General features: G+C 57.6%; 25 protein-coding genes. 20 read left to right on the top strand and 5 right to left on the bottom strand.

From position 1 onward, the window contains the following. Positions 1 to 498: 498 nt before the first annotated feature. Complete coding sequence (queG, locus tag AC2CF9_RS12605) at positions 499 to 1638, bottom strand: tRNA epoxyqueuosine(34) reductase QueG (RefSeq protein ID WP_150018104.1); 1140 nt, start codon at positions 1636 to 1638, stop codon at positions 499 to 501. Between queG and nnr the strand changes: the two genes are divergently transcribed. From nnr to AC2CF9_RS12680, 15 genes are all read left to right on the top strand, one after another. Next, positions 1637 to 3151 carry a bifunctional ADP-dependent NAD(P)H-hydrate dehydratase/NAD(P)H-hydrate epimerase gene (gene nnr, locus AC2CF9_RS12610; RefSeq protein ID WP_484557158.1) on the top strand — a complete coding sequence of 505 codons (1515 nt, stop codon included), beginning with the start codon at positions 1637 to 1639 and terminating at the stop codon, positions 3149 to 3151. The two genes, queG and nnr, sit on opposite strands and share 2 nt — an antisense overlap. Before the next feature lie 6 nt (positions 3152 to 3157). Further along, a complete protein-coding gene (tsaE, locus tag AC2CF9_RS12615; protein WP_108569958.1) occupies positions 3158 to 3631 on the top strand; it encodes a tRNA (adenosine(37)-N6)-threonylcarbamoyltransferase complex ATPase subunit type 1 TsaE in 474 nt (157 codons plus the stop codon). Continuing rightward, positions 3628 to 5289, top strand: coding sequence for an N-acetylmuramoyl-L-alanine amidase AmiB (gene amiB / locus AC2CF9_RS12620; protein WP_150018102.1), 1662 nt, complete (start codon positions 3628 to 3630; stop codon positions 5287 to 5289). Before tsaE ends, amiB begins: the two co-directional genes overlap by 4 nt. Before the next feature lie 40 nt (positions 5290 to 5329). Continuing rightward, complete coding sequence (mutL, locus tag AC2CF9_RS12625; protein ID WP_150018101.1) at positions 5330 to 7210, top strand: DNA mismatch repair endonuclease MutL; 1881 nt, start codon at positions 5330 to 5332, stop codon at positions 7208 to 7210. Beyond that, complete coding sequence (gene miaA, locus AC2CF9_RS12630; RefSeq protein WP_484557159.1) at positions 7203 to 8153, top strand: tRNA (adenosine(37)-N6)-dimethylallyltransferase MiaA; 951 nt, start codon at positions 7203 to 7205, stop codon at positions 8151 to 8153. Before mutL ends, miaA begins: the two co-directional genes overlap by 8 nt. 100 nt (positions 8154 to 8253) lie before the next feature. Then, entirely contained in the window at positions 8254 to 8568 is a 315-nt protein-coding gene (gene hfq, locus AC2CF9_RS12635) for an RNA chaperone Hfq (RefSeq protein ID WP_150018099.1), read from the top strand. Between the two features lie 80 nt (positions 8569 to 8648). Beyond that, the gene (gene hflX, locus AC2CF9_RS12640) at positions 8649 to 9929 is read left to right on the top strand and encodes a ribosome rescue GTPase HflX (RefSeq protein ID WP_150018098.1); all 1281 of its coding nucleotides are present in this window, start codon (positions 8649 to 8651) and stop codon (positions 9927 to 9929) included. 218 nt (positions 9930 to 10147) lie between these two features. Beyond that, positions 10148 to 11383 (top strand): FtsH protease activity modulator HflK, encoded by a 1236-nt coding sequence (gene hflK / locus AC2CF9_RS12645; protein ID WP_150018097.1) that lies wholly within the window; start codon positions 10148 to 10150, stop codon positions 11381 to 11383. Positions 11384 to 11386: 3 nt separating this feature from the next. Beyond that, complete coding sequence (hflC, locus tag AC2CF9_RS12650; protein ID WP_484557160.1) at positions 11387 to 12391, top strand: protease modulator HflC; 1005 nt, start codon at positions 11387 to 11389, stop codon at positions 12389 to 12391. A gap of 54 nt (positions 12392 to 12445) precedes the next feature. Further along, positions 12446 to 12646, top strand: coding sequence for a DUF2065 domain-containing protein (locus AC2CF9_RS12655; RefSeq protein ID WP_484557161.1), 201 nt, complete (start codon positions 12446 to 12448; stop codon positions 12644 to 12646). A 165-nt stretch (positions 12647 to 12811) separates the two neighbouring features. Beyond that, a complete protein-coding gene (locus AC2CF9_RS12660) occupies positions 12812 to 14110 on the top strand; it encodes an adenylosuccinate synthase (RefSeq protein ID WP_071669175.1) in 1299 nt (432 codons plus the stop codon). 194 nt (positions 14111 to 14304) lie between these two features. Next, entirely contained in the window at positions 14305 to 14748 is a 444-nt protein-coding gene (nsrR, locus tag AC2CF9_RS12665) for a nitric oxide-sensing transcriptional repressor NsrR (protein WP_150018094.1), read from the top strand. 15 nt (positions 14749 to 14763) lie between these two features. Beyond that, positions 14764 to 17199, top strand: coding sequence for a ribonuclease R (gene rnr / locus AC2CF9_RS12670; protein ID WP_150018093.1), 2436 nt, complete (start codon positions 14764 to 14766; stop codon positions 17197 to 17199). A gap of 125 nt (positions 17200 to 17324) precedes the next feature. Further along, positions 17325 to 18059 carry a 23S rRNA (guanosine(2251)-2'-O)-methyltransferase RlmB gene (gene rlmB / locus AC2CF9_RS12675; RefSeq protein ID WP_484557162.1) on the top strand — a complete coding sequence of 245 codons (735 nt, stop codon included), beginning with the start codon at positions 17325 to 17327 and terminating at the stop codon, positions 18057 to 18059. A gap of 135 nt (positions 18060 to 18194) precedes the next feature. Then, the gene (locus tag AC2CF9_RS12680) at positions 18195 to 19823 is read left to right on the top strand and encodes an isovaleryl-CoA dehydrogenase (RefSeq protein WP_484557163.1); all 1629 of its coding nucleotides are present in this window, start codon (positions 18195 to 18197) and stop codon (positions 19821 to 19823) included. Here the strand turns inward: AC2CF9_RS12680 and bsmA are convergent. Beyond that, on the bottom strand, positions 19800 to 20123 hold the full coding sequence (gene bsmA / locus AC2CF9_RS12685) for a biofilm peroxide resistance protein BsmA (protein WP_039380612.1): 324 nt from the start codon (positions 20121 to 20123) through the stop codon (positions 19800 to 19802). The genes AC2CF9_RS12680 and bsmA overlap by 24 nt on opposite strands. Before the next feature lie 57 nt (positions 20124 to 20180). Beyond that, entirely contained in the window at positions 20181 to 22112 is a 1932-nt protein-coding gene (locus AC2CF9_RS12690) for a methyl-accepting chemotaxis protein (RefSeq protein WP_484557164.1), read from the bottom strand. A gap of 150 nt (positions 22113 to 22262) precedes the next feature. On the opposite strand from AC2CF9_RS12690, the gene yjfP reads away from it, so the two are divergent. After that, positions 22263 to 23012, top strand: coding sequence for an esterase (yjfP, locus tag AC2CF9_RS12695; RefSeq protein ID WP_150018089.1), 750 nt, complete (start codon positions 22263 to 22265; stop codon positions 23010 to 23012). A gap of 19 nt (positions 23013 to 23031) precedes the next feature. Here yjfP and AC2CF9_RS12700 read toward each other — a convergent pair whose 3' ends face one another. After that, complete coding sequence (locus AC2CF9_RS12700) at positions 23032 to 23235, bottom strand: hypothetical protein (protein ID WP_150018088.1); 204 nt, start codon at positions 23233 to 23235, stop codon at positions 23032 to 23034. A gap of 382 nt (positions 23236 to 23617) precedes the next feature. Here AC2CF9_RS12700 and rpsF point away from each other — a divergent pair, with 382 nt between their 5' ends. The 4 genes from rpsF to rplI are packed head-to-tail and all read left to right on the top strand — an operon-like array spanning position 23618 to position 25058. Then, the gene (gene rpsF, locus AC2CF9_RS12705; protein ID WP_039380603.1) at positions 23618 to 24013 is read left to right on the top strand and encodes a 30S ribosomal protein S6; all 396 of its coding nucleotides are present in this window, start codon (positions 23618 to 23620) and stop codon (positions 24011 to 24013) included. Positions 24014 to 24019: 6 nt separating this feature from the next. Continuing rightward, positions 24020 to 24337: a primosomal replication protein N gene (gene priB, locus AC2CF9_RS12710; protein ID WP_484557165.1), complete on the top strand. Its 318-nt coding sequence runs from the start codon at positions 24020 to 24022 to the stop codon at positions 24335 to 24337. A 4-nt stretch (positions 24338 to 24341) separates the two neighbouring features. Then, positions 24342 to 24569 carry a 30S ribosomal protein S18 gene (rpsR, locus tag AC2CF9_RS12715; RefSeq protein WP_000135199.1) on the top strand — a complete coding sequence of 76 codons (228 nt, stop codon included), beginning with the start codon at positions 24342 to 24344 and terminating at the stop codon, positions 24567 to 24569. Positions 24570 to 24608: 39 nt separating this feature from the next. Then, positions 24609 to 25058, top strand: a complete 450-nt coding sequence (gene rplI, locus AC2CF9_RS12720) for a 50S ribosomal protein L9 (RefSeq protein WP_065648101.1) — start codon at positions 24609 to 24611, stop codon at positions 25056 to 25058. Between the two features lie 56 nt (positions 25059 to 25114). Here rplI and AC2CF9_RS12725 read toward each other — a convergent pair whose 3' ends face one another. After that, positions 25115 to 25780 carry an OapA family protein gene (locus AC2CF9_RS12725; protein ID WP_150018086.1) on the bottom strand — a complete coding sequence of 222 codons (666 nt, stop codon included), beginning with the start codon at positions 25778 to 25780 and terminating at the stop codon, positions 25115 to 25117. Between the last annotated feature and the right edge of the window lie 132 nt (positions 25781 to 25912).

Consider the following 25912-nt stretch of genomic DNA (forward strand, 5'->3'; position numbering starts at 1 on the left):
GGAATAGCTCAGTTGGTAGAGCACGACCTTGCCAAGGTCGGGGTCGCGAGTTCGAGTCTCGTTTCCCGCTCCAGTTTTCTTATTCACGATTGTTTCCTGCCTGCGGGCGTCATCAGACATTAAGCACTGCTTTTGCTCTTTCTGCAGTCTGCGTTGTTCTGAACATTACACACGCTGTGTCAGCGTCGATATTGCCGATGGTTTGCTGCATACCGCTGCAAGTTATCCACAATTAGCCCGCGCCTGAAAGGCGGCGTTATACCCATCATGCAAAACCCTTTTAAACAGAGTTATCCACAGGCTCTGGCTCGACGCCTGCGCATTATTCAGCAAATATAAGTTTACAAATCACAGTTAACTTACTGGTATTTATATATAAATTAGTATTTCATTATGTTAATGGCCCCTATAGACCACTTGCGCCATTGCGTCACTGTTTTTGTGAAAAAATCTTATGCACAGCGTGTGGACAAGCCTGTGTGCAGCAGATGCGCTCAATCATGCATCACGTGTCAGACCCTTTTCCACGGCGCGGACTAAACGCAGCGTTTTCGCAGGCTGCACCTCAACAACCTCAGCTGCGCGCTTCTGCTGCTGCTGATTCAGCGCCCAGTCAATATGCTCATCCAGCAGCGGATCTTCACCGCGCCGCTGCTGCAGCGCCGCCACGCATTCAGCTGACCAGGGGGCGTTACCCAGCGCTACGGCAATGTTGCGCAGCCAGCGCAGATGACCAATCCGCCGAATCGCCGAGCCTTCCGTCACGCGCAGAAAACGCGCTTCGTCCCAGCCAAACAGCGCGGTCAGCTCTGGCGCATGCAGAACCGCACGCGGTGAAAAGTCCGCTTCATCCGTCAGCTGGCTGTAGCGGTTCCAGGGACAGATCAGCTGGCAGTCATCACAGCCATAAATACGGTTGCCGATTAGCGGACGCAGCGCTTCTGGGATGGCGCCTTCCAGCTCAATGGTGAGATAGGAGATACAGCGCCGTGCATCCACAACATAGGGCTCCACAATGGCCCCGGTCGGGCAGATCGTCATGCAGGCGACGCAGCGGCCACACTGCTCCTCCTGGGGAGCATCCACTGGCAGCGGCAGATCGATCAGCAGTTCACCAAGGAAAAACCATGAGCCCGCTTCACGATTCAGAATCAGTGAATGTTTTCCGGTCCAGCCGAGGCCCGCTTTCGCCGCCAGCTGCCGCTCCATGACGGGAGCGGAATCGACAAACGGGCGAAAATTGAGTTCACTGCAGTGCGCCTGGATCATTTCTCCGAGCTTTTTCAGACGATTGCGCAATACTTTGTGATAGTCGCGACCCAGCGCATAGCGGCTGACGTAGCCAAGCTGAGGATTTTTCAGGGTTTGGGCAAAGGCCGCTTTTGCGGGCAGATAGTTCATGCGGACGCTGATCACCCGCAGCGTGCCGGGCAACAGTTCATGCGGACGCGCACGCATCATGCCGTGGCGCGCCATCCATGCCATCTCACCGTGATACTGCTTGTCCAGCCACGCCTGTAGCTTTGGCTCTTCGGCACGTAAATCGGTATCGCAGATGCCGACCTGCTGAAAGCCGAGGTCGCGCCCCCACTGTTTAATCTGTTGAGCAAGCTGTTGAAGATCGAGAGGGTATGACATGAGAAACCAGGCAGTTGATGCAAACGCGCGCAGTTTACCACACTCTGTCTGGCCTGCGCAGGCCATGGCGCAGCTGGAGCAGGATGCAGCAGACAGCCTGGGGCTGACGCTTTATGAACTGATGCAGCGCGCCGGTCAGGCGAGCTTTACCCTGGCGCGTCAGAGCTGGCCAGAGGCCGGACACTGGCTGATCCTGTGCGGCCACGGCAACAACGGCGGTGATGGCTACGTCATTGCGCGGCTGGCTCAGGCAGCCGGTATGGCGGTCACGCTGCTGGCGTGTGAGGGCAGCAGGCCGCTGCCTGATGAAGCACGGCAGGCGCGTGAAGCCTGGCTGGACGCAGGCGGCGAGATCCATGCCGCAGACAGCCCGTGGCCGGAGCAGGTCGATTTGATTGTGGACGCGCTGCTGGGCACCGGCCTCAGTCGCGCGCCCGCGGCACCTTATGCACCCCTGATTGAAGCGATCAATCAGCACACCGCGCCGGTACTGGCTATCGATGTGCCGTCCGGCTTACTGGCGACGACCGGTGCCACGCCAGGCGCAGCGGTTGTCGCCAGTCGCACGCTGAGCATGATTGCGCTGAAGCCGGGTCTGCTGACGGGGAAAGCACGCGATCATGTCGGTGAGCTGCACTGCGATACGCTGGGCCTTGATGCCTGGCTCAGCGGGCAACAGGCGCCTGTCCGGCGCTATGCAGCGGAGCACCTGACGCGCTGGCTTAAACCGCGCCAGGCGACCTCACATAAAGGCGATCACGGACAGCTGCTGATTATTGGCGGCGACAGCGGTACCGCCGGCGCCATCCGTATGACCGGCGAGGCGGCACTCCGCAGCGGTGCCGGACTGGTGCGCGTGCTGACGCAGGCTGATAATATCGGTCCGCTTATTACCGCACGCCCCGAGCTGATGGCTGATGCATTTACGCGCGAAAAACTGCATAACGCGCTGGCGTGGGCGGACGTCGTGGCGATTGGGCCGGGTATGGGACAACGCGACTGGGCACAGCAGGCGCTGCAGCAGGTCACGGCCTGTGAAAAGCCCATGCTTTGGGATGCAGATGCGCTTAACCTGCTGGCAATCAATCCGGATAACCGTCAGAATCGCATCATTACGCCGCATCCTGGCGAAGCGGCCCGGCTGCTTGGGGTAAAAACCAGTGAAATCGAGCACGATCGCCTGCAGGCCGCGCAGACCCTGGCCCGGCGTTATGGCGGAGTTGTGGTTCTGAAAGGCGCCGGTACGGTCATTGCCAGCGCCGCGGGCGAGATCGCTATTGCTGATGTGGGTAACGCCGGTATGGCGTCGGGCGGCATGGGCGATACGCTGAGCGGTATCATTGCGGCCCTGCTGGGCCAGCAGCTTTCGCTGTTTGAAGCCGCCTGTGCGGGCTGCGTGGTACACGGCGCAGCGGCCGATGCAGTTGCCCGCCAGCACGGAACGCGCGGTATGTTAGCCACTGATTTGTTTGAGCAACTGTGGCAGTTTGTTAATCCAGAGATGATGCAATAATAACGCATGAAAACCTGTGTAATTTCTTTGCCCGATGAGGCGGCAACCCTGAAAATGGGTGCGGAACTGGCTCGCGTTTGCAGCAGCGCGGCGGTTATTTATCTGTATGGCGATCTGGGCGCCGGTAAAACGACGTTCAGCCGCGGCTTTCTGCAGGCGCTCGGTCATCAGGGCAACGTTAAAAGCCCGACCTATACGCTGGTTGAGCCCTATGAAATTGGCGATCGTACCCTCTATCATTTCGACCTCTATCGCCTGGCCGATCCGGAAGAGCTGGAGTTTATGGGTATCCGCGACTATTTCAGCGGTGAGGCGCTCTGTCTGGTTGAATGGCCGCAGCAGGGCGCCGGCTTTCTGCCCGAGCCCGATCTGTCACTGACACTGCGTTATGCAGAAACGGGGCGTGAAGCAGAAATCACGGCGGTTTCTGCGCACGGTGCCGTGCTGCTGGAGCAGATGCAGCAGGGAGATCCGGCATGAAGCCACGGATAAAAAGCATCGTGCTGGCCGTGCTCTGCCTGTTTTCCGCTACGTCATTTGCCGCCACGCTTTCAGATATTAAAGTTGAGAACGGGGCGAATCAGGCAACGGTGACGCTCAGCTTCAACGGCCAGCCGGTATACGGTTTTTTCCCGCTCCATAACCCTGACCGGGTGGTGCTGGATATTCGCCAGAGCGGCACGATCAAAGGGCTGCCGCTCAGCTTCAGCGGTGAAAACATCGTGCAGCGCATTCGCAATAGCCAGCCTAAAGATGCCCAGAGCATCCGGCTGGTGTTTGATTTAAACCAGTCCACCAAAACGCGCGCGGCGACGCAGCGTGACGGCAATAACTATCGCGTGGTGTTTACTCTGCGCGGCACCCGGCCGGTAAACCGCAGCAGTGCCGCAGTCGCGCCGGTTACCGCTGCGCGCCAGAGCGCCAGCGTCGCCAGCAGCCAGGGCAATCCGTTTGATGGCAATCCGGTCACCGCGGTGACCAACAGCAACACCACGATACGTCCGGGCGGTGCAGTTACCCTGAACGATGCGGTGATTGTAGCCATTGACGCCGGTCATGGCGGGCAGGATCCGGGCGCGATGGGGCAGCGCGGGCTGCGGGAAAAAAACGTTACTATCGCCATTGCACGCAAGCTCAAAGCGCTGCTGGATCGGGATCCGATGTTTAAACCGGTGCTGACGCGCAACGGCGATTACTTTATCTCGGTGATGGGACGTTCAGAGGTGGCCCGCAAAGAGAACGCCAATCTGCTGGTCTCTATTCACGCCGATGCTGCGCCAAACCACTCGGCAACCGGCGCTTCCGTCTGGGTGCTGTCAAACCGGCGCGCCAATAATGAAATGGCAAACTGGCTGGAGCAGAAAGAGAAACAGTCTGAGCTGCTGGGCGGAGCGGGCGATCTGCTGGCGAACAGCCAGGCCGATCCCTATCTCAGCCAGGCAGTGCTGGATCTGCAGTTCGGCCACTCACAGCGCGTCGGTTATGACGTAGCGGTCAAAGTTCTGCAGCAGTTACGCGGCATCACGCCGCTGCATAAACGGTTGCCGGAGCACGCCAGCCTTGGCGTATTGCGTTCACCCGATATTCCATCTTTACTGGTTGAAACCGGCTTTATCAGTAACGCCGGGGAGGAGCGGCTGCTTGGCAGCAGTGCGTACCAGGAAAAAATTGCGCTGGCGATCCATAAAGGCCTGCGCAGTTATTTCCTCGCACATCCGTTACAGTCCGTCCCAAAGCAGGAAAACCGGCCGCTGGACAGCGCACCAGCGGTTAGCGTCGCCAGCAATCCGGCCAGCGGAACCGTGCAGTATACGGGCGTGACGCAGCGCCACACGGTCACGCGCGGCGAAACGCTGTCGGGAATTGCCGCCAGGTATGGGGTCAGCATGGCGACGCTGCGCGATCTCAACAACCTGAAGCGCGACGTGGTCTGGGTGGGGCAGCGCCTGAAAGTACCGGCCGGCAGTCGCGTCAGCACCACGGCTGCACGCCCGGCGCGCCACAAAGTGGTTCGTGGTGATTCGCTGACGGCCATTGCCGTGCGTTACGGCGTGAGTCCGAAAGCGATTATGCAGGCCAATAATATGAAGTCAGACAATGTAATGCTGGGGCAGAATTTAAAAATTCCTCAATCCTGATCGCTGGCCTTCGGGCCAGCAAGCTACAAGGATCACCACCATGCCTATACAGATTTTACCGCCGCAGCTGGCAAACCAGATTGCCGCTGGCGAAGTGGTTGAGCGTCCGGCATCGGTTGTAAAAGAGCTGGTGGAGAACAGCCTCGATGCCGGCGCAACGCGTATCGATATCGATATTGAAAAAGGCGGAGCCCGGCTGATTCGCATCCGCGATAACGGCTGCGGTATTCCCAAAGCAGAGCTGGCGATGGCGCTGGCGCGCCACGCCACCAGTAAAATTGCGTCGCTGGACGATCTCGAAGCGATAGCCAGCCTCGGCTTTCGCGGTGAAGCGCTGGCCAGCATCAGTTCGGTTTCCCGTCTGACGCTGACCTCACGCACCGCCGATCAGCAGGAAGCGTGGCAGGCGTATGCCGAAGGGCGTGATATGCAGGTCACCGTTAAGCCGGCGGCCCATCCGGTGGGAACCTCGCTGGAGGTACTGGATCTGTTCTACAACACGCCGGCCCGGCGCAAATTTATGCGCACGGAAAAAACGGAGTTCACCCATATTGATGAAGTGATCCGTCGCATTGCGCTGGCGCGTTTTGACGTCGCGATTTCGCTGACGCACAACGGTAAACTGGTGCGTCAGTACCGCGGCGTGACGCAGACGTCGCAACAGGAACGCCGTCTGGGGGCGATCTGCGGTACGGCATTTATGCAGCATGCGCTGCGTATCGACTGGCAGCATGACGATCTGGCGCTGCGCGGCTGGGTAGCCGATCCGGCTGGCGCGCGGCAAACCCCGGATCTGCAATATTGCTACGTCAACGGGCGTATGATGCGCGACAAGCTGATCAACCATGCTATCCGTCAGGCCTGGCAGGACCAGGGGGGCGACGATCAGCAGCCTGCCTATGTACTCTATCTGGAGATCGACCCGCATCAGGTTGATGTCAACGTTCATCCTGCCAAGCATGAAGTGCGCTTTCACCAGTCGCGACTGGTGCATGACTTTATCTGGCAGGGCGTGATGAGCGTGCTGCAGGCGAGCCGCAGTGCGGAACTGCCGGAAGTCGCGGCAAGAGAGCCTGCTGCACCGTGGCAGCCAGAGAACCGCCAGGCTGCCGGCGGTAACCATTTTGCTCAGCCTGCCGCTGCGCCATCCCGACATGATGACGAAGCCGCCAGCTCGCGCGATCGTGCGCCCGCCCGCAGCGGAAACGCGGGCGCAGGCTGGCAGCATAAAGAACCCGCGTACCGCGCCCGTGAGGGCGCTGCGTATCAGCAGCTGCTGAAAACGCCCTCCGCCGCGCCTGCAGCACCGGCTCCGGCAGCACCACAGAAAACACGCGAGCCTGCAGATGCACCGCTGGCCGCGCACGCGCAGAGTTTTGGTCGCGTGCTCAGCGTCATCCGCGAGCGCTATGCGCTGCTGGAGCGGGGCGCAGTGCTCCAGCTGCTCTCGCTGCCCGTCGCTTCGCGCTGGCTGAAACAGGCGCAGCTTCAGCCGGGGGAGGAGGGGCTGCGGCCGCAGCCGCTGCTGATACCGGTACGCCTGAAAATTGCCGCCAGTGAGCAGGAAGTCATTACCACCCGGACTGCGCTGCTACAGCAGATGGGCATTGATTTACAGCGGGATGGGCAGCATGTCACCCTGCGTGCGGTGCCTTTACCGTTAAGAACACAAAATTTACAAATCTTGATTCCAGAACTGTTAGGCTACCTGGCCCGGCAGCAAGAGGTTTCTGCGTCCATGCTGGCCCAGTGGCTGGCACGTCGTGAGGATGCAGAAGAGCCACACTGGAATCACTCGCAGGCGATTGCGCTACTGGCGGAGCTGGAACGGCTCTGTCCGCAGCTGCTGAAGTCGCCGCCTTCAGGTCTGTTACAGACCTTGGATATTGAGAGCGCTATTAACACGTTGAAGCATGAGTGAACTAAACCAGGCTGGCTGGCCAAAGGCTATTTTTTTGATGGGGCCAACCGCCTCCGGCAAAACCGCGCTGGCCATTGCATTACGTCAGCAGCTGCCGGTAGAGCTGATTAGCGTTGACTCCGCCCTGATCTATCGCGGGATGGATATAGGAACGGCAAAACCTTCAGCTGAGGAGCAGGCGCTGGCTCCTCACCGTCTGCTGGACATACGCGATCCGGCGGAGAGTTATTCTGCCGCTGAATTTCGTCGCGATGCGCTGGCAGAAATGGCGGAGATTACCCGGGAAGGTAAAATTCCGCTGCTTGTTGGTGGAACCATGCTCTACTTTAAGGCGTTGCTTGAAGGATTGTCGCCGCTGCCCCCGGCCGATCCGCAAATACGTCAGCAGATAGAGCAAACGGCGGCTGAACAAGGGTGGGAAACCCTGCACCGCCAGCTGTGTGAAATCGATCCGGTCGCCGGCAGTCGTATTCATCCGAATGATCCGCAGAGACTTTCGCGAGCACTGGAAGTTTTTTTTATTTCGGGTAAAACTTTAACGGAACTGACAAAAACGTCCGGTGAAGCGCTACCCTACGATGTGCACCAGTTTGCGATCGCTCCGGCGCATCGTGAAATGCTGCACCAGCGCATTGCATTGCGTTACGACCAGATGTTAGCGTCAGGCTTTGAGGCGGAGGCTCGTGCCCTTTTTGCGCGAGGTGATTTGCATACGGATATGCCTTCCATTCGTTGTGTCGGTTATCGCCAGATGTGGTCTTATCTTTCAGGCGAAATCAGCTATGACGATATGGTTTATCGGGGAATTTGCGCCACCCGGCAGTTAGCCAAGCGCCAGATGACCTGGTTACGAGGCTGGGAAGGTGTGCACTGGTTAGACAGTGATGCGCCTGAAACAGCTCGCGACACGGTACTTCAGGTAGTTAGTGCTAAGCAGGGCTGATTGTGTACAATTGATCGGTTAGCGTGCGCAAATTTTTACGCAGTTTTTCTGAACCACGGTTCTTAAGTAACAAACAACAAGCATATAAGGAAAAGATAGAATGGCTAAGGGGCAATCATTACAAGACCCGTTTCTGAACGCACTGCGTCGTGAACGTGTTCCGGTTTCGATTTATCTGGTGAACGGCATTAAGCTGCAGGGACAAATTGAGTCTTTCGATCAGTTCGTTATTTTACTGAAAAATACAGTGAGCCAGATGGTGTATAAGCATGCCATTTCTACCGTGGTTCCTTCACGTCCGGTTTCGCATCACAGCAATAATGCGGGCGGCAGCGGTGGCAGCAACTACCACCACGGCGGAAGCAATCAGAGCGCTCAATCGCAGCCACAACAAGACGGCGATAGCGCAGAGTAATTTTGCGTAGCCGTAAAGCCAGGGTCGGGGAGCAGTCGGATTTTCCCGTCCTGGTTATTTTATTTTAGCGAGGTTATAGCTTGTTTGACCGTTATGATGCCGGTGAGCAGGCCGTACTGGTACACATCTGGTTCTCCCAAGACAAAGAGCTGGAAGATTTGCAGGAGTTTGAAACTCTTGTCTCTTCTGCGGGCGTCGATGCACTGCAGGTAATTACCGGCAGTCGTAAAGCGCCACATCCCAAATATTTTGTCGGTGAAGGAAAGGCAGTTGAAATTGCCGATGCGGTAAAAGCGAGTGGAGCATCGGTCGTATTATTCGATCATGCCTTATCTCCTGCTCAGGAACGTAATCTCGAGCGTCTGTGCGAATGTCGTGTTATCGATCGCACCGGCTTAATTCTCGATATCTTTGCCCAGCGCGCCCGTACCCATGAAGGGAAATTACAGGTCGAGCTGGCGCAGTTGCGCCATCTGGCTACCCGCCTGGTGCGCGGCTGGACACACCTTGAACGTCAGAAAGGCGGTATCGGACTGCGCGGACCCGGTGAAACACAGCTGGAAACCGACCGGCGCTTGCTGCGCGGTCGCATCAGTCAGATCCTGTCACGGCTTGAGCGCGTTGAGAAGCAGCGTGAACAGGGGCGTCAGGCGCGTGCTAAAGCCGATGTGCCGACTGTTTCGCTGGTGGGCTACACCAACGCCGGAAAATCTACCCTGTTTAATGCGGTAACCTCTGCCAATGTGTATGCAGCGGATCAGCTGTTTGCCACGCTCGATCCAACCCTGCGCCGTCTTAATGTCGCCGACGTAGGCGAAGTGGTGCTGGCCGATACCGTCGGTTTTATCCGCCATCTTCCGCACGATCTGGTCGCGGCGTTTAAAGCAACGCTGCAGGAGACCCGCCAGGCAACTCTGCTGCTGCACGTCATTGATGCAGCTGATTTACGCGTTACCGACAACATTGACGCCGTAAATGAAGTGCTGGCTGAAATTGAGGCGGATGAGATCCCCTCGCTGCTGGTTATGAACAAAATCGATATGCTGGACGGGTTTGAACCCCGTATCGACCGCGATGAAGAGCAGCGCCCGACGCGCGTGTGGCTCTCAGCGCAAAACGGAGCCGGTCTGGAGCTACTGTGGCAGGCGCTCTCAGAACGGCTGGCAGGTGAGATTGCGCAGTATGAACTGCGTTTGCCGCCTGAAGCAGGACGTCTGCGTAGCCGCTTTTACCAGCTGCAGGCGATAGAAAAAGAGTGGAATGAAGAAGATGGCAGTACGGGTTTGCAGGTGCGTATGCCGATTGTTGACTGGCATCGTTTATGCAAACAGGAGCCGTTGCTAACCAGTTATATTGTTTGATATTGCCCAAACGCCTTTATCTGACACATGAGAATGGTGCTGTAAGTATGACTGCAGGCTGTCTGCGCCGGAACAGAGTTTCGCGGGCGCAACGTCAACTGCGCGCATGACCGGATGCTTACCTCTGTAGCGAATCCGGCGGCGGGCAGGCAGTTCACTACGCGGCGGCAGGCGACGTGAAAGGTAAAACACGTAAATACAATAAATGGAGTAGAAACATGGCGTGGAATCAGCCCGGAAATAACGGACAGGACCGCGACCCGTGGGGAAGCAGCAATAATCAAGGCGGCAACTCTGGGGGGAATAAAGGAGGGCGCGAGCAGGGGCCTCCCGATCTGGATGATATCTTCCGTAAGCTGAGTAAAAAACTCGGCGGACTGGGCGGTGGCAAACAGAACGATAACGGTCAGCGCAGCGGCGGTAGCGGTGGCAAACTGGTTGGCATTGTAGGCGCAGCCGTAGTGATTATCTGGGCGGCGAGCGGGTTCTACACCATCAAAGAGGCAGAACGCGGCGTTGTAACCCGTTTTGGCAAATTCAGTCATCTGGTTGAGCCTGGTCTCAACTGGAAGCCGACATTTATTGATAACGTACGCGCTGTCAACGTTGAAGCCGTGCGCGAGCTGGCTGCATCAGGTGTGATGCTGACATCCGATGAAAACGTGGTACGCGTTGAGATGAACGTCCAGTATCGCGTAACCGATCCGGAGCGCTATCTCTATGCAGTGACCAGCGCCGATGACAGCCTGCGTCAGGCCACTGACAGCGCGCTGCGCGGCGTAATTGGTCGCTCCACTATGGATCGCATTCTGACCGAAGGGCGTACCGTGGTGCGCAGCGATACACAGCGTGAGATTGACGAAACGATTCGTCCCTACAATATGGGGATTACGCTGCTTGACGTAAACTTCCAGGCGGCGCGTCCACCGGAAGAGGTAAAAGCCGCGTTTGACGATGCGATCGCCGCACGTGAAAACCGTGAGCAGTATGTGCGTGAAGCAGAAGCCTATGCCAACGAAGTGCAGCCGCGTGCTAACGGTCAGGCGCAGCGTATTCTGGAAGAAGCGCGAGCGTACAAAGAGCGTACCGTACTGGAAGCGCAGGGTGAGGTTGCCCGTTTTGCGCGTCTGCTGCCGGAATATAAGGCGGCTCCGCAAATCACCAAAGAGCGTCTCTATATCGAAACCATGGAGCGCGTGCTGAGTCATACGCGTAAAGTGCTGGTTAACGATCGCAGCAACAATCTGATGGTACTGCCGCTCGACCAGCTGCTGCGCAACGGCCAGTCAGGCAGCCAGAGCGGTCAGAACAACACTAACCTGATGAAATTGCCTTCGTCGCCAGGCAGCAGTGCCGATCGCAACAGTAACTCATCATATAGTCCGGACAGCGTCATGGACCAGCGTCGCGCAAACGCGCTGCGCAACGATACCCAGCGCGAAGGGAGGGAGTAACCGATGCGTAAGCCAATCATCGCCGTAATTATCGTAGTGCTGGTGGTGCTCTACGCGTCACTGTTTGTTGTGCAGGAAGGCCAGCGCGGTATCGTGCTGCGTTTTGGTAAAGTCCTGCGCGACGACGAGAACAAGCCACAGGTTTATTCGCCGGGTCTGCACTTTAAAATTCCATTCATTGAAACCGTGAAATCGCTGGATGCGCGTATTCAGGCCATGGATAACCAGGCCGATCGCTTTGTCACTAAAGAGAAGAAAGATCTGATCGTTGACTCTTATATCAAGTGGCGTATCAGCGACTTCAGCCGCTACTATCTGGCAACGGGCGGTGGCGATATCTCTCAGGCTGAGGTGCTGCTGAAACGTAAGTTCAGCGACCGTCTGCGTTCAGAAATGGGTCGCCTTGATGTGAAAGATATTGTGACCGATTCGCGTGGCCGTCTGACCACTGACGTGCGCGATGCGCTGAACACGGGCAGCGCGGGTAACGATGATGAAGTCCAGACGCCGGCAGCAGATGATGCCATCGCCAGCGCTGCCGCACGCGTTGAGCGCGAGACCAACAGCAGCGAGCCTGCGCCAAATCCAAACAGTATGGCGGCGCTGGGTATTCAGGTTGTTGATGTGCGTATTAAGCAGATCAACCTGCCAACCGAAGTCTCTGACGCTATCTACAACCGTATGCGCGCCGAGCGTGAAGCGGTTGCGCGTAGCCAGCGTTCGCAGGGGCAGGAAGAGGCAGAAAAGCTGCGTGCGCAGGCTGATTACCAGGTAACCCGTACGCTGGCTGAAGCGCAGCGTCAGGCGCTGATTTCGCGCGGTGAAGGGGATGGTGAAGCCGCCAAGCTGTTTGCGGATGCTTTCAGCCAGGATCCTGACTTCTACGCGTTCATTCGCAGTCTGCGGGCGTATGAAAGCAGCTTTGCAGATAATCAGGATGTCATGGTGCTGAGCCCGGATAGCGATTTCTTCCGCTATATGAAAGCACCGACTAACGTTTCACGATAAGCGCTTATAAAGGCAGGGCCGACACTGATGTCGGCCCTTTTTTTTGGATAACGTATGAATTCAACCATCTGGATGGCGCTTGCGCTGGTGCTGATACTGGAAGGCGCAGGGCCGATGTTAATGCCGCGACTCTGGCGGCGCATGATCCTTTCTCTGACGCAGCTGCCTGACCGTCTGCTGCATCGCTTTGGCGGTGGACTGGTTGTAGCAGGCGTGGTGATTTACTGCCTGTTCAGCCGGCATATGCAGGGATAATCGCGCCGCTTACCGGTTAAATTGTGCCTGCCAGGCTGCGCCTCCCCAACATGTTGTGAGCTGAACAAAAGGCAGGCAAAAAACAGCGCAAACGTGTGCTAAAAGTGCTGAAACTGTGAAAAACCGATGGTAGAATCCATTTTTAAGCAATCGGTGATTTTAGAAATGGGTAAGAACGTCGTCGTACTGGGCACCCAATGGGGTGACGAAGGTAAAGGTAAAATCGTAGACCTTCTGACTGAACGCGCTAATTATGTGGTGCGTTACCAGGGTGGCCACAATGCAGGCCATACACTTGTCATCAACGGTGAAAAAACCGTCCTCCACTTAATTCCTTCTGGCATCCTGCGTGAAAATGTTACCAGCATCATTGGTAACGGAGTTGTACTGTCACCTGAAGCGCTGATGAAAGAGATGAATGGCCTGGAAGCGCGCGGTGTGCCGGTACGTGAACGTCTGCTGATTTCTGAAGCCTGCCCGCTGATTCTGCAATATCACGTTGCAATGGATCTGGCACGCGAAAAAGCGCGCGGTGCCAAAGCGATCGGTACAACGGGCCGCGGTATCGGGCCTGCCTATGAAGATAAAGTGGCGCGTCGCGGCCTGCGGGTCAGCGATCTGTTCAACAAAGAGACCTTTGCAGCCAAGCTGAAAGAGATCGTTGATTTCTACAACTTCCAGCTGGTGAACTACTACAAAACTGACGCCGTTGACTACGAAAAAGTGCTGAGCGATGTGATGGCCGTAGCGGACATCCTGACCAGCATGGTGGTGGACGTGTCTGACCTGCTGGATGGCGCGCGCAAGCGTGGCGATCTGATCATGTTTGAAGGTGCGCAGGGTACGCTGCTGGATATCGACCACGGTACCTACCCCTATGTGACCTCCTCCAACACCACCGCAGGTGGCGTGGCAACCGGCTCCGGTATCGGTCCGCGCTATGTCGACTACGTGCTGGGTATCGTGAAAGCCTACTCTACCCGCGTCGGAGCGGGTCCGTTCCCGACCGAGCTGTTTGATGAGACCGGTGAGTTTCTGTGCAAGCAGGGCAATGAGTTTGGTGCCACTACCGGCCGCCGTCGCCGTACCGGCTGGCTTGATGCGGTCGCTGTACGCCGTGCTGTACAGATTAACTCGCTTTCCGGCTTCTGCATGACCAAACTGGACGTGCTGGATGGCCTGAAAGAGGTTAAAATCTGTGTCGGCTACCGTATGCCGGATGGCCGTGAAATGACCACCACCCCGCTGGCAGCTGAAGGCTGGGAAGGTATCGAACCGATTTACGAAACCCTGCCTGGCTGGAGCGAGACTACCTTTGGTGTTAAAACCGTAGAGGGTCTGCCGCAGGCCGCACGCGATTACATCAAGCGTGTCGAAGAAGTAACCGGTGTGCCGGTTGATATTATCTCAACGGGCCCGGACCGTAGTGAGACCATGATTCTGCGCGATCCGTTCGACGCATAATCTTCTCAGGCCGGACATGTTCCGGCCTCTGTTTATCCGCTGTCTGCTTCCGCTCACTCTGTTTTTTTCGGCTCAGGACCACACGGGCATGAAAAAAGCGCTCCGGGTTTTTCCGCACTGGTTTATCATCATTGTTAATCGAAGCGCGCACCTGGCGCTAAAACTAAAAAATCTGATGGTTTACTGAGGTATATGTGCAGCTAACAAGTTTTACCGATTATGGTCTGCGCGCACTGATCTACATGGCTACGCTGCCTGAGGGCAGGCAGACTAATATTAGTGAAGTCACCGATACTTACGGCGTATCGCGTAACCATATGGTAAAAATCATCAATCAACTGAGCCGGGCCGGCTTTGTAGCTGCTACACGCGGCAAAAACGGCGGAATTCGTTTAGGTATGGACCCGGAAAAAATTATTATTGGCGACGTTGTCAGAAAGATGGAGCCGCTGCAGTTAGTTAACTGTGCCACCTGCGCCATCACCCCGGCCTGCCGCTTACGTAAGGCGCTTAATGACGCCGTGCAGTTATTTTTGCAGGAGCTGGATAACTATACGCTGGCCGATCTGGTAAGAAATAACGATTCGCTCTACCACATCCTATTGTCCGAACCGCCGGTGGCAATCCACTCCAAATGACATCGGAGGAACCTAATGTCAAAAGATCCTTTTCAGGACAGAGAAGCTGAAAAATATGATAACCCGATTCCCAGCCGCGAATTTATTCTCGGGCTGCTGGAGCAGCGGGAAAAACCAGCCAGCCGCGAAGAGATTGCGGGGGCGTTAAACATTACCAGCGAAGAGCAGCTGGAAGCGCTGCGCCGTCGTCTGCGCGCAATGGAGCGTGACGGTCAGCTGGTCTTTACCCGCCGTCAGTGCTATGCGCTGCCGGAACGCCTCGACCTGCTGCGCGGCAAAGTGATTGGTCATCGTGACGGCTACGGCTTTTTACGCGCTGAAGGGCAAAAAGATGACTTCTATCTTTCCGCCGAGCAGATGAAATTTTGCCTGCATGGCGATGTGATCCTGGCGCAGCCAGGCGGAGCCGATCGTAAAGGTCGCCGTGAAGCACGCGTAGTGCGGGTGCTTGAACCGCGCAACAGCCAGATTGTCGGCCGCTACTTTACCGATGCCGGCACGGGCTTCGTGGTGCCGGACGATAGCCGCCTGAGCTTTGATATTCTTATTCCGCAGGACGCAACGCTTGACGCCCGGATGGGCTCTGTTGTCGTGGTCGAGATTGTACAGCGCGCCACGCGCCGCACCAAAGCTATCGGTAAAGTTACCGAAATCCTCGGCGACAATATGGGTACCGGTCTGGCAGTTGATATGGCGCTGCGTACGCATGAAATTCCGCACACCTGGCCGGAAGAGGTCGAAAAAGAGATTGCGAAGCTGAAAGAAGAGGTGCCGGAAGCGGCGAAGCAGGGACGTATCGATCTGCGTCAGCTGCCGCTGGTTACCATTGATGGCGAAGATGCACGCGACTTCGATGATGCTGTCTACTGCGAGAAAAAGCGCGGCGGTGGCTGGCGCCTGTGGGTAGCGATCGCTGACGTAAGTTACTACGTGCGGCCGGGTACGGCGCTGGATGACGAAGCGCATCAGCGCGGAACATCAGTCTACTTCCCGTCGCAGGTCGTGCCGATGCTCCCTGAGATCCTCTCCAACGGCCTCTGCTCGCTGAATCCGCAGGTTGACCGCCTCTGCATGGTCTGTGAGATGACTATCTCTGCCAGCGGTAAACTGACCGGCTATAAGCATTATGAAGCGGTGATGAACTCACACGCGCGACTGACCTATAACAAAGTCTGGAATATTCTGCAGGGGAATCCCGAGCTGCGTGAGCAGTATGCGGCGCAGGTAAAACATCTCGAAGAGCTGCACGCTATGTATGAGGTGCTGGAAACCGCACGCGAGCAGCGCGGTGGCATCTCATTCGAAACGGAAGAAGCGAAATTTATCTTCAACGCTGAGCGCCGTATTGAGCGCGTTGAGCGCACGGTACGTAACGACGCGCATAAACTGATTGAAGAGTGCATGATCCTCGCTAACATCGCGTCTGCCCGCTTTGTGGAGAAACATCAGGAGCCGGCGCTGTTCCGCGATCACGATCGTCCAAGTGAAGACAGCATTACCAGTTTCCGCACCGTACTGAGCGAGCTGGGACTGAGCCTGCCGGGCGGCGCAAAACCGCAGCCTGTGGACTACGCCGAACTGCTGGATCAGATCGCCGAGCGTCCGGATGCTGAGATGCTGCAGACCATGCTGCTGCGCTCCATGAAACAGGCGGTCTACGATCCGGAAAACCGCGGACACTTTGGTCTGGCGCTGGCTTCTTACGCCCACTTTACTTCGCCGATCCGCCGCTATCCGGATCTGCTGCTGCACCGTGCGATTAAATATCTGCTGGCAAAAGAGCAGGGCATGGAAAACGGTATCACTACGCCGAACGGCGGCTACCACTATGATATGCAGCAGATGCTGCAGCTGGGTCAGCACTGTTCGATGACCGAGCGCCGCGCTGATGAAGCGACGCGCGACGTTGCTGACTGGCTGAAGTGCGACTTCATGCAGGATCAGGTGGGCAATGTGTTTAACGGCGTGATCTCCAGCGTGACCGGCTTTGGCTTCTTTGTGCGGCTGAATGATCTGTTCATCGATGGCCTGGTGCATGTCTCCACGCTGGATAACGACTACTATCGCTTTGATGCCGTCGGACAGCGTCTGATCGGCGAATCGGGCGGCCGTACCTATCGTCTTGGCGATGCGGTGGAAGTGCGCGTGGATGCGGTGCACATGGATGAGCGTAAAATCGATTTCGCCCTGATCTCCAGCAAGCGCGTGCCGCGTGGCGAAGGTAAAACCGCGCGGGAACGCGAGAAGCGCAGCGGCAAGCCTGCCACAAAGCGCCGTCGCGACGCGGGTAAAAAAGGTAACTTTGAACCGGATGCGGCTTTCCGCGGTGAAAAGAAACCGGCTGCTGCGCAGAAAAGTGAGAAAAAAGGCAATAAAGTCTCTGAGAAAACCCGTAAAATCGCCGCCGCCACTAAGGCTAAGCGGGCATCAAAGAAAAGCAGCGCGACCTGATGGTCACCGGATTGTCCTGACGGGCAATCCGGGTATGCTTTACGCGCTATACCGGATGCGCCGCCGCGCGCATCCTGAACCCGGATCTCAGCGATCGCTGTTCTAACCCAATCTTGAGCAAAATAATGAGCGAAATAGTTTTTGGCATTCATGCCGTGCAGGCGCTGCTGGAGCGCGACCCCCAGCGTTTTCAGGAAGTTTTCATTCTCAAAGGGCGCGACGATCGCCGCCTGCAGCCGCTGATTGCCGCACTGGAAGCTCAGGGTATTGTGATCCAGCTGGCTAACCGCCAGTGGCTCGATGCTCAGGTAGAGGGCGGCGTGCATCAGGGCATCGTGGCACGTATCAAACCAGGTAAAAATTACCAGGAAGGCGATCTGCCCGATCTGCTGCAGTCGCTGGAGAAACCGTTTCTGCTGATCCTCGACGGCGTAACCGATCCACACAACCTGGGCGCCTGTCTGCGCACTGCTGACGCGGCGGGTGTTCATGCGGTCATCGTGCCGAAAGATCGTGCTGCACCGCTTAACGCCACGGCAAAAAAAGTCGCCAGCGGCGCTGCGGAAAACGTGCCGCTCATTCGTGTCACCAACCTGGCGCGCACGATGCGACTGCTGCAGGAATACAACATCTGGGTGGTTGGCACTGCCGGTGAGGCGGATCATACGGTTTATCAGAGCAAAATGACCGGTCCGCTGGCGCTGGTGATGGGGGCGGAGGGCGAAGGTATGCGCCGCCTGACGCGCGAACACTGCGATGAGCTGATCAGCATTCCGATGGCAGGCAGCGTCTCTTCGCTGAACGTCTCGGTGGCGACCGGCGTCTGCCTGTTTGAAGCCGTGCGTCAGCGCCAGGCGTGATCGGCACCGCAAAATATCAACAAGCGCTTTTCCCTCCTGTACGGCTCTCCTGAATAATTCAGACAGAGCAGGCTGCCAGACGGTTACTCTGCCTGGCAGCCTCGTCGCTATGATGCGTTATCATCAGGAGGCGCTATGTTTCATACCACTCATCACGTATTCAACCAGCCTCATCCTCTCTGCAACAGTAATCTGTTCACCCGCGACAGCGCGCTGTGCGATGCCGTGGTGCGCGAAGGCGCGGCCTGGGACCAGGCGTGGCTGGCGTCGGTTGGTCTGCAGCTTGGCAGCGCGGAATCGCTGGAGCTGGGACGGCTGGCCAATAGTGAACCGCCGGTACTGCAGCGCTATGATGCGCGCGGCGAGCGCATTGACGAGGTGCGGTTTCATCCCGCCTGGCACCTGCTGATGCAGGGCGTCTGTGCCAGCCGCTTACACAATCTCAGCTGGCAGCCTGATGCCCCGGCTCATGCCATGGTAGCGCGTGCGGCGCGCTTTATTCTGCATGCCCAGGCGGAAGCGGGTTCCCTCTGTCCGGTCACCATGACGCACGCCGCACTTTCTCTGCTGCAGGCGCATCTGCCCGCAGCCTATGTGGACTGGCGCGCTGGCCTGCTGAGCGACCGCTACGACGCCCATCACCTGCCAGGCGGTCAAAAGCGCGGGCTGCTGATTGGCATGGGGATGACTGAAAAGCAGGGCGGTACTGACGTGCTGACTAACACCACGCGCGCTGAACCACTCGGGGAGCGTGCGCCGGGCGAGCCCTGGCGCATTACCGGTCATAAATGGTTTTTCTCTGTGCCGCAAAGCGATGCGCATCTGATCCTGGCTCATACCTCACGCGGTCTGAGCTGTTTTTTTCTGCCGCGACTGCTGCCTGACGGCACGCGCAATGCGCTGCGCATTGAGCAGCTCAAGGAGAAGCTGGGCAATCGCTCCAATGCCAGCGCTGAAGTGGAGTTTCAGGATGCCACCGGCTGGCTGATGGGCGAAGAGGGTGAAGGCGTCCGGCTGCTGTTACGCATGGGCGGCATGACGCGCTTCGACTGCGCGCTCGGCAGCCACGGCCTGATGCGCCGTGCGCTGTCGGTGGCGCTGCATCATGCACAGCAGCGACAGGTTATGGGCAAACCGCTCAGCGAGCAGCCGCTGATGCGCCTCCAGCTGGCACGACAGGCGCTGCAGCTTGAAGCGCAGACTGCACTGCTGCTGCGGCTCGCCCGGGCGTGGTCAGCGCCAGCCAGCGAGGCGGAGCGGCTCTATGCCCGGCTGTTTACGCCGGTAGCGAAGTTTGCCATCTGCCGGGCTGGTATGCCGTTTGTCGCGGAGAGTATGGAGGTGCTGGGCGGCATCGGCTACTGCGAACAGAGTGAACTGCCGCGGCTGTATCGCGAAATGCCGGTTAACAGCATCTGGGAAGGATCGGGCAATGTTATGTGTCTGGATATTCTGCGTGTACTGCAGCGCTATCCCGCATGCCATGCGCTGCTGCAGCAGGAGTTTGAGGCGGTGAGAGGCGCTAATCGGCATGTTGACCGCAGCTGGCGTCAGCTGCGTCTGCGGCTGCGTCATCCGCATGAAGCGCAGGCGCGTGACCTGGCGCAGGAGCTTTTCTGGCTGGCGAGCGCGGCGATACTGCTGAAAGTCGCAGAACCGCCGCTGGCCGATGCGTGGTGTGCGCTTGCGCTTGACGGGCGCGGCGCACGTGGCCCGGATGAGACGCTGGCCGCGCGTCTGCTACTGCGCGCCGGCGCTGCCTGAAGGCGCGCCGTAGAGAATCGCAGTGGCGTACCACAGGCCGGGAAAGGAGGTTTCATCCAGCATCACAATCTGATAATAGACAGCCCCCGCCTGGCTGGCGCGTGCGGCGATCGCGCGCTGTGCATCATCCGGTGAACCGCGCGTCGACGCGCTGATATTGCCCAGCTTCGGCAGCCCGGCGCTCTGCGCGCGCGAAATCTCCTGGGGCTGTGAGGCGGGCGGCGGCGGCGCCTGCGGGGTCGACTGCAGCGTTGAACATCCACACAGCACCAGACTCAACAGCAGTAACAGACGGGACATAACGGCTCCGGAAGTGCAGGGAAGATAGCTAAAGTGTAAGCCATCTTCCCGCAATCATCAGCTGTTGAGCCTGAACAGGCTGACCAGCGCCGTAAGATGATGCCCTTTCTCGCTCAGATGCCGGGCGGTGCTCTCGGACTGCATAACCATATCGCTGCTCTGATGCGTCGCCTGACCAATATGGTTCATCGCCAGATTAACCTGACCGATACCCGCCGCCTGCTCCTGCGCCGCGATATTGATCTCATCCATCAGCGTTTTGACCTGCTCAAAATGCGTCACAATGTGGCTCATATTATCGCGCGTCTGCTCAGAGAGCGCATGGCCCGCCGCCACCCGCTCAATGGATCGGGCGATCAGCGTATCGATCTCTTTTGCTGCGCTGGCGCTGCGTTGCGCCAGCGCCCGCACTTCGGCGGCGACCACGGCAAAGCCGCGCCCGTGTTCGCCGGCGCGCGCGGCTTCTACGGCCGCGTTCAGCGCCAGAATATTGGTCTGGAACGCTATTGACTCGATCACATGCGTGATATCGGCAATACTCTGCGACGCAACCCGGATCTCCGCCATGGTTTCCGCTGAGCGTGCGACAGTGGCACCGCCCTGACTGACGGTACCGGCAGCTTCGCTCATCAACGCCATCGCCTGACGTACGTTAGCCGCGGTCTGTGCCACCGTGGCGCCAAACTGCTCCATGCTGGCGGAAGTCTCTTCCACGCTGCTCGCCTGACGGCCAATCTGCTCGCTGATGGTCGCGCTGCCGGCCGCAATCGTATCGGTGCCGTCACTGATCTCCTGAGCGGCGCCCCGCACCTGGCGCACCACTTTTTCCAGCCCGTCGCCAATGCCGTTGATGGCAGCCACCAGCTGGCCAACCTCATCGCGTCGCGCTGAGTTAAGATGCGCCTGCAGGTTACCCGCCGCATACTCTTCGGCCAGATGGATCACCTGCTGCAGCGGGCGGGTAAGGGCGTGACGACAGTAAAAAACAAAGCCGGCAGCAAACAGCAGCACCAGCGCCAGGCCGATAGCCATAAACAGGTTGCGACTCTGCGTAACCGGCGCCAGCAGCGCGGCACGGCTGACCTCACCGGCAATAACCCAGTCCCAGCCCGGCAGCTGCTGCCACGCCAGCAGCCGGGTCTCACCGGCGTCCTCAAAGCTGAGCAGCCCGGCGGGCTGAGTCAGCAGCCGCTGCTGTACCGCCTCACTCCAGCGCGGCTGCTGACCCTCAGCGTGGCGGTCAAACAGGTAGGTGCCCTGTTTGCTGCCCGGCGTACCGTTCAGCACAAAGAAACTGCCGCTGTCACCGAGATGGCGCGCCAGCACTTTGTCGCGCATCAGCGCATACTGGGTATCGATTTTTACGCCGACAAATAGAATCGCAATGACGCTGCCGCTTTCATCACGCACCGGCTCATACTGGGTGATATAGCGATGCCCGAACAGCGTAGCCAGCCCGCGCCATGTGGTGCCTTGCTGCACGCTGCGCCAGGCGGCGCTGCTGCGATCCAGCCGGGTGCCAATGGCGCGGCTGCCATCCTCTTTTTTCAGCGACGTCGCGATACGCACGTAGTCATCGCCGTCGCGGACAAAGATGGTTGTCACCGCGCCGGTGCGCTCAAAAAAGTCATCCACGGCAAGCTGATCGAGATTGAGCGTTTTCAGACCGGCACGCAGCACCGGCGTGCTCAGCTCGCCGGTCTGAACGCGGGTGCTCTCGTCACGGCTGAAACGTTTAGGTAAAAAGCTCTGGAACAGTCTGGTGTAGTTTGCCACCTCTTCGGAGAGCGTAGCGTTAAACAGCGTGGCCATTTCACTGATGCCCTGCACCTGATTGGTCATATCGTCGGTTGCCAGCTGTTCCAGCTGACGGGCGGCGTTATGGCTCAGGGTGAATGTCAGGACAAACAGTACGACGGCGACGCTGAAAGACGTCAATACAGACAGCCTGACGCCAAGGCTCAGGGCGCTGAGAGAAAGACGCTTCATAAAATACCTGTTATTTAGAATGGGGGAGAACGATCAACGGCAAAAACCGGCAAAGGTTTAGGGTGAAAAAGCAGCGACGTTAATCTGCTAACGCGCCGGCAGAGAACAGGTACACTCGGTATCAGATGCACGCTATTCAGGAGCGCTACCGTGATTGAACTGACAACAGAGACTCTGGCAGGAATCGAGTGTATTCATGCCGCACCCGCCGGTCAGCGGCAGACTCCGCTGCCCACCATTCTCTTTTACCATGGCTTTACCTCATCAAAAGAGGTTTACAGCTACTTTGCTGTGGCGCTGGCGCAGGCAGGATTTCGCGTTATCATGCCCGATGCAGAGATGCACGGGGCGCGTTATCAGGGCGACAGCGCGCTGCGCATGACGCGCTTCTGGGAAATTTTGCGTCAGAATATTGATGAGCTGCCGCAGCTGGAGCGCGCGCTGCGTGACAACCGCTGGATTGCCGGTGAACGTTTTGCGGTGGCGGGGGCCTCAATGGGCGGGATGACGGCGCTGGGAGCCATGGCGCGCTACCCGCATATTCAGAGTGTCGGCTGTCTGATGGGATCCGGCTATTTCCGGCAGCTCAGCGAGCAGCTCTTCCCGCCGCTGGTGCCGAAAACCGCTGAGCAGCAGCTGCTGCTTGCCGCGCGCCTGGCGCCGCTGAGCGCTTACGATCCCGCCACAAAGCTGGCCCGGCTTGCCAGCCGGCCGCTGCTGCTCTGGCACGGCGAAGCGGATGAGGTGGTGCCCTTTGCTGAGACGCAGCGCCTTGCAGAGGCGCTACGCGCCACAGAGCAGGATGGTCAGCTTACATTTTTGTCTGAACCGCAAATCGGGCATAAAATTACGCCCGCCGCGCTGACCGCGCTGGTGGCGTTTTTTACGCGTTCCTTCTGAGCAGCCGCCAGCGGTGGCTTCAGCGCTGCCCGGAGAGTCGATCGGCGGGGCGCTGCGCAGCGGTAAATGGGTTATCAGCCGGCGCATCCAGCCGGTTAACATAGATATAGCCTGAAGCCGCTTTGCTGCTGCTTCTCATCTGCTGCGCAGAGTCAGTAACGCTGGCCATGGCGGGGGAAGAGAGAAAGAGACTCAGTAAAGTGGCGACAATGACAGCTTTCATGATCGACTCCTCACCTGTGATACTTCATCAATCGCGCGCCCGGTGCATTGTTCAGGGTGCTTTTACAGAGTTTAGTTTTTAACCAGCGCAGCGCCAGCACGGCTTTTTGAACGCGTAGCTCAATATTTTTGAAAAAACCCACGTAACAGGCTGAAGTGGCACGCTTAGCACAAAAAGGCGCGCTGGCTGGCACGCCTGCGCAAAACAGGCGAAATGTGCGCTTGTGTTTAGCCCCTGAGGCCAGTATGATTACGCGTCAATTTTTCAGCTGCATTCAGAGGTGTGTGTCATTTAACGATGATATGCAACCTATAACGTTCCTTGCTTCCATGGGCCGCAGCTGACCCTGACAGGAGGCTGAATAATCCGTAAGGAGCTATCGATGCGTCATTACGAAATCGTATTTATGGTCCATCCTGACCAGAGCGAACAGGTTCCGGGCATGATCGAGCGTTACACTGGTGCTATCACTGGTGCACAGGGCACGATCCACCGTCTGGAAGACTGGGGCCGCCGTCAGCTGGCTTACCCGATCAACAAACTGCACAAAGCTCACTATGTTCTGCTGAACGTAGAAGCGCCGCAGGAAGTGATCGACGAGCTGGAAACTAACTTCCGCTTCAACGACGCCGTTATCCGCAGCATGGTTATGCGCGTTAAGCACGCGGTAACTGAAGCTTCTCCGATGGTTAAAGCGAAAGACGAGCGTCGTGAGCGCCGCGAAGATTTCGCTAACGAATCGGCAGAAGAGTCAGATGCTGGGGATTCTGAAGAGTAATTCCCGATGACGGCAAATCAGCTGCGTCTGTCTGGCACTGTGTGCAAGACGCCAGTTAGAAAAGTCAGTCCGTCAGGGATCCCACACTGCCAGTTCATGCTTGAGCATCGTTCTGTGCAGGAGGAGGCCGGGTTTCACCGGCAAGCCTGGTGTCAGATGCCGGTGATTATCAGCGGCAGCGCCCATCAGGCGATTACTCAACATATAACGGTCGGCACGCAACTCACGCTCTCAGGTTTTATTAGCTGCCATCAGGCACGCAATGGCCAGAGCAAACTTGTGTTACATGCCGAGCAGATTGAATTGATAGATTCTGGAGACTAGCCAAATGGCACGTTATTTCCGTCGTCGCAAGTTCTGCCGTTTCACCGCGGAAGGCGTTCAAGAGATCGATTATAAAGATATCGCAACGCTGAAAAACTACATCACTGAAAGCGGCAAGATTGTTCCAAGCCGTATCACCGGTACTCGTGCTAAATACCAGCGTCAGCTGGCTCGTGCTATCAAGCGCGCGCGTTACCTGTCTCTGCTGCCGTACACTGATCGTCATCAGTAATCGGCAACTGTCCATTAACGACTTTAAGAGGATAAGGTAATGCAAGTTATTCTGCTTGATAAAGTAGCAAACCTGGGCAGCCTGGGTGACCAGGTTAACGTTAAAGCGGGCTACGCTCGTAACTTCCTGGTACCACAGGGCAAAGCTGTTCCTGCTACCAAGAAAAACGTTGAGTTCTTTGAAACTCGTCGTGCTGAACTGGAAGCCAAACTGGCTGACGTTCTGGCAGCTGCCAACGCACGCGCTGAGAAAATCAGCGGCCTGGGCACCGTTACCATCGCGTCTAAAGCAGGCGACGAAGGTAAACTGTTCGGTTCTATCGGTACCCGCGACATCGCTGATGCAGTTTCTGCAGCAGGTGTTGAGGTGTCTAAGAGCGAAGTTCGCCTGCCGAACGGCGTTCTGCGCACCACCGGTGAGCATGAAGTTGACTTCCAGGTTCATAGCGAAGTTTTCGCTAAACTGGTTGTGAATGTAGTTGCTGCATAATCTTATGCAGTGATGCGAAAACGCCGGCCCTGTGCCGGCGTTTTTGTTTCCGGCGCTTACTGAGCGCGGATAAAGGTGCCGTCGGGCTGACGGGTAAAGAGCACCGGACCGTTACTGCCATCAACGGTAAGACCGGTCACCACGCCATCACCATTCTGCCGAATTTTCACCTGCTGACCGCTCTGCAGCGAGCTCAGCGGCGAGCCTTCACCCTCTACGCGCGCCATAGCGAACACATCATTAACCGGCAGATTATTGTCCCGGAACAGCTGCGCCAGCGTCTGACCCGAGGCTACGCTGTAGCTGCGCCAGGTGCCCTGCGCATCAATAGCCGGCTGGCGGTTTTGCGGCGCAGAAGCGCTATCCTGATTACCAGAAAGCTCCGCCTGCATTGGCACCTCTTTCGGCTGACTCTCAACCGAACGTTCAACCGGATATTTTCCGTTGCTGGTCGGCCAGAGAAACGCCAGCAGCACAATGATCAGGGCAATAACGATGCCGCGGCGATGAAGCGGCGGCAGGGGATCCATCCAGCGTACATCATCCAGCAGGTGCCAGACGCGCTGCAGGGCAGCAGGCATGCGGGACGGGGTATCTGTGGCCATAGGTGAATCCTCCTCGCCAGCGGTTTTATGCATTCTGGCTGGCAGCCAGCGTTGCAGCCAGGGTAACAGCGTTCGCGTGGTGCGCGTCCGGCGACGTCGCGGGGCAATCTGGCCCATGTTATCTCTCTTGTTTTACAGTATGGGCAATGACAGCAGGAAGTGCCCGCCAGCATTGAAAAATTTGACCTGCGTATTGTTTCTGTTTCGTCGCCAAATGTCATCACGCACCGCGTGAGATTTTACGCCAGC

This window comes from Pantoea sp. SYBGC1, from assembly GCF_057197005.1.

Excerpts from the sequence above, each read along its gene's own strand:
- nnr (WP_484557158.1), top strand. The coding sequence starts at position 1,637 with ATGAGAAACCAGGCAGTTGATGCAAACGCGCGCAGTTTACCACACTCT.
- queG (WP_150018104.1), bottom strand. The coding sequence starts at position 1,638 with ATGTCATACCCTCTCGATCTTCAACAGCTTGCTCAACAGATTAAACAG.
- tsaE (WP_108569958.1), top strand. The coding sequence starts at position 3,158 with ATGAAAACCTGTGTAATTTCTTTGCCCGATGAGGCGGCAACCCTGAAA.
- amiB (WP_150018102.1), top strand. The coding sequence starts at position 3,628 with ATGAAGCCACGGATAAAAAGCATCGTGCTGGCCGTGCTCTGCCTGTTT.
- mutL (WP_150018101.1), top strand. The coding sequence starts at position 5,330 with ATGCCTATACAGATTTTACCGCCGCAGCTGGCAAACCAGATTGCCGCT.
- miaA (WP_484557159.1), top strand. The coding sequence starts at position 7,203 with ATGAGTGAACTAAACCAGGCTGGCTGGCCAAAGGCTATTTTTTTGATG.
- hfq (WP_150018099.1), top strand. The coding sequence starts at position 8,254 with ATGGCTAAGGGGCAATCATTACAAGACCCGTTTCTGAACGCACTGCGT.
- hflK (WP_150018097.1), top strand. The coding sequence starts at position 10,148 with ATGGCGTGGAATCAGCCCGGAAATAACGGACAGGACCGCGACCCGTGG.
- hflC (WP_484557160.1), top strand. The coding sequence starts at position 11,387 with ATGCGTAAGCCAATCATCGCCGTAATTATCGTAGTGCTGGTGGTGCTC.
- AC2CF9_RS12655 (WP_484557161.1), top strand. The coding sequence starts at position 12,446 with ATGAATTCAACCATCTGGATGGCGCTTGCGCTGGTGCTGATACTGGAA.
- AC2CF9_RS12660 (WP_071669175.1), top strand. The coding sequence starts at position 12,812 with ATGGGTAAGAACGTCGTCGTACTGGGCACCCAATGGGGTGACGAAGGT.
- rnr (WP_150018093.1), top strand. The coding sequence starts at position 14,764 with ATGTCAAAAGATCCTTTTCAGGACAGAGAAGCTGAAAAATATGATAAC.
- rlmB (WP_484557162.1), top strand. The coding sequence starts at position 17,325 with ATGAGCGAAATAGTTTTTGGCATTCATGCCGTGCAGGCGCTGCTGGAG.
- AC2CF9_RS12680 (WP_484557163.1), top strand. The coding sequence starts at position 18,195 with ATGTTTCATACCACTCATCACGTATTCAACCAGCCTCATCCTCTCTGC.
- bsmA (WP_039380612.1), bottom strand. The coding sequence starts at position 20,123 with ATGTCCCGTCTGTTACTGCTGTTGAGTCTGGTGCTGTGTGGATGTTCA.
- AC2CF9_RS12690 (WP_484557164.1), bottom strand. The coding sequence starts at position 22,112 with ATGAAGCGTCTTTCTCTCAGCGCCCTGAGCCTTGGCGTCAGGCTGTCT.
- AC2CF9_RS12700 (WP_150018088.1), bottom strand. The coding sequence starts at position 23,235 with ATGAAAGCTGTCATTGTCGCCACTTTACTGAGTCTCTTTCTCTCTTCC.
- rpsF (WP_039380603.1), top strand. The coding sequence starts at position 23,618 with ATGCGTCATTACGAAATCGTATTTATGGTCCATCCTGACCAGAGCGAA.
- priB (WP_484557165.1), top strand. The coding sequence starts at position 24,020 with ATGACGGCAAATCAGCTGCGTCTGTCTGGCACTGTGTGCAAGACGCCA.
- rpsR (WP_000135199.1), top strand. The coding sequence starts at position 24,342 with ATGGCACGTTATTTCCGTCGTCGCAAGTTCTGCCGTTTCACCGCGGAA.
- rplI (WP_065648101.1), top strand. The coding sequence starts at position 24,609 with ATGCAAGTTATTCTGCTTGATAAAGTAGCAAACCTGGGCAGCCTGGGT.
- AC2CF9_RS12725 (WP_150018086.1), bottom strand. The coding sequence starts at position 25,780 with ATGGGCCAGATTGCCCCGCGACGTCGCCGGACGCGCACCACGCGAACG.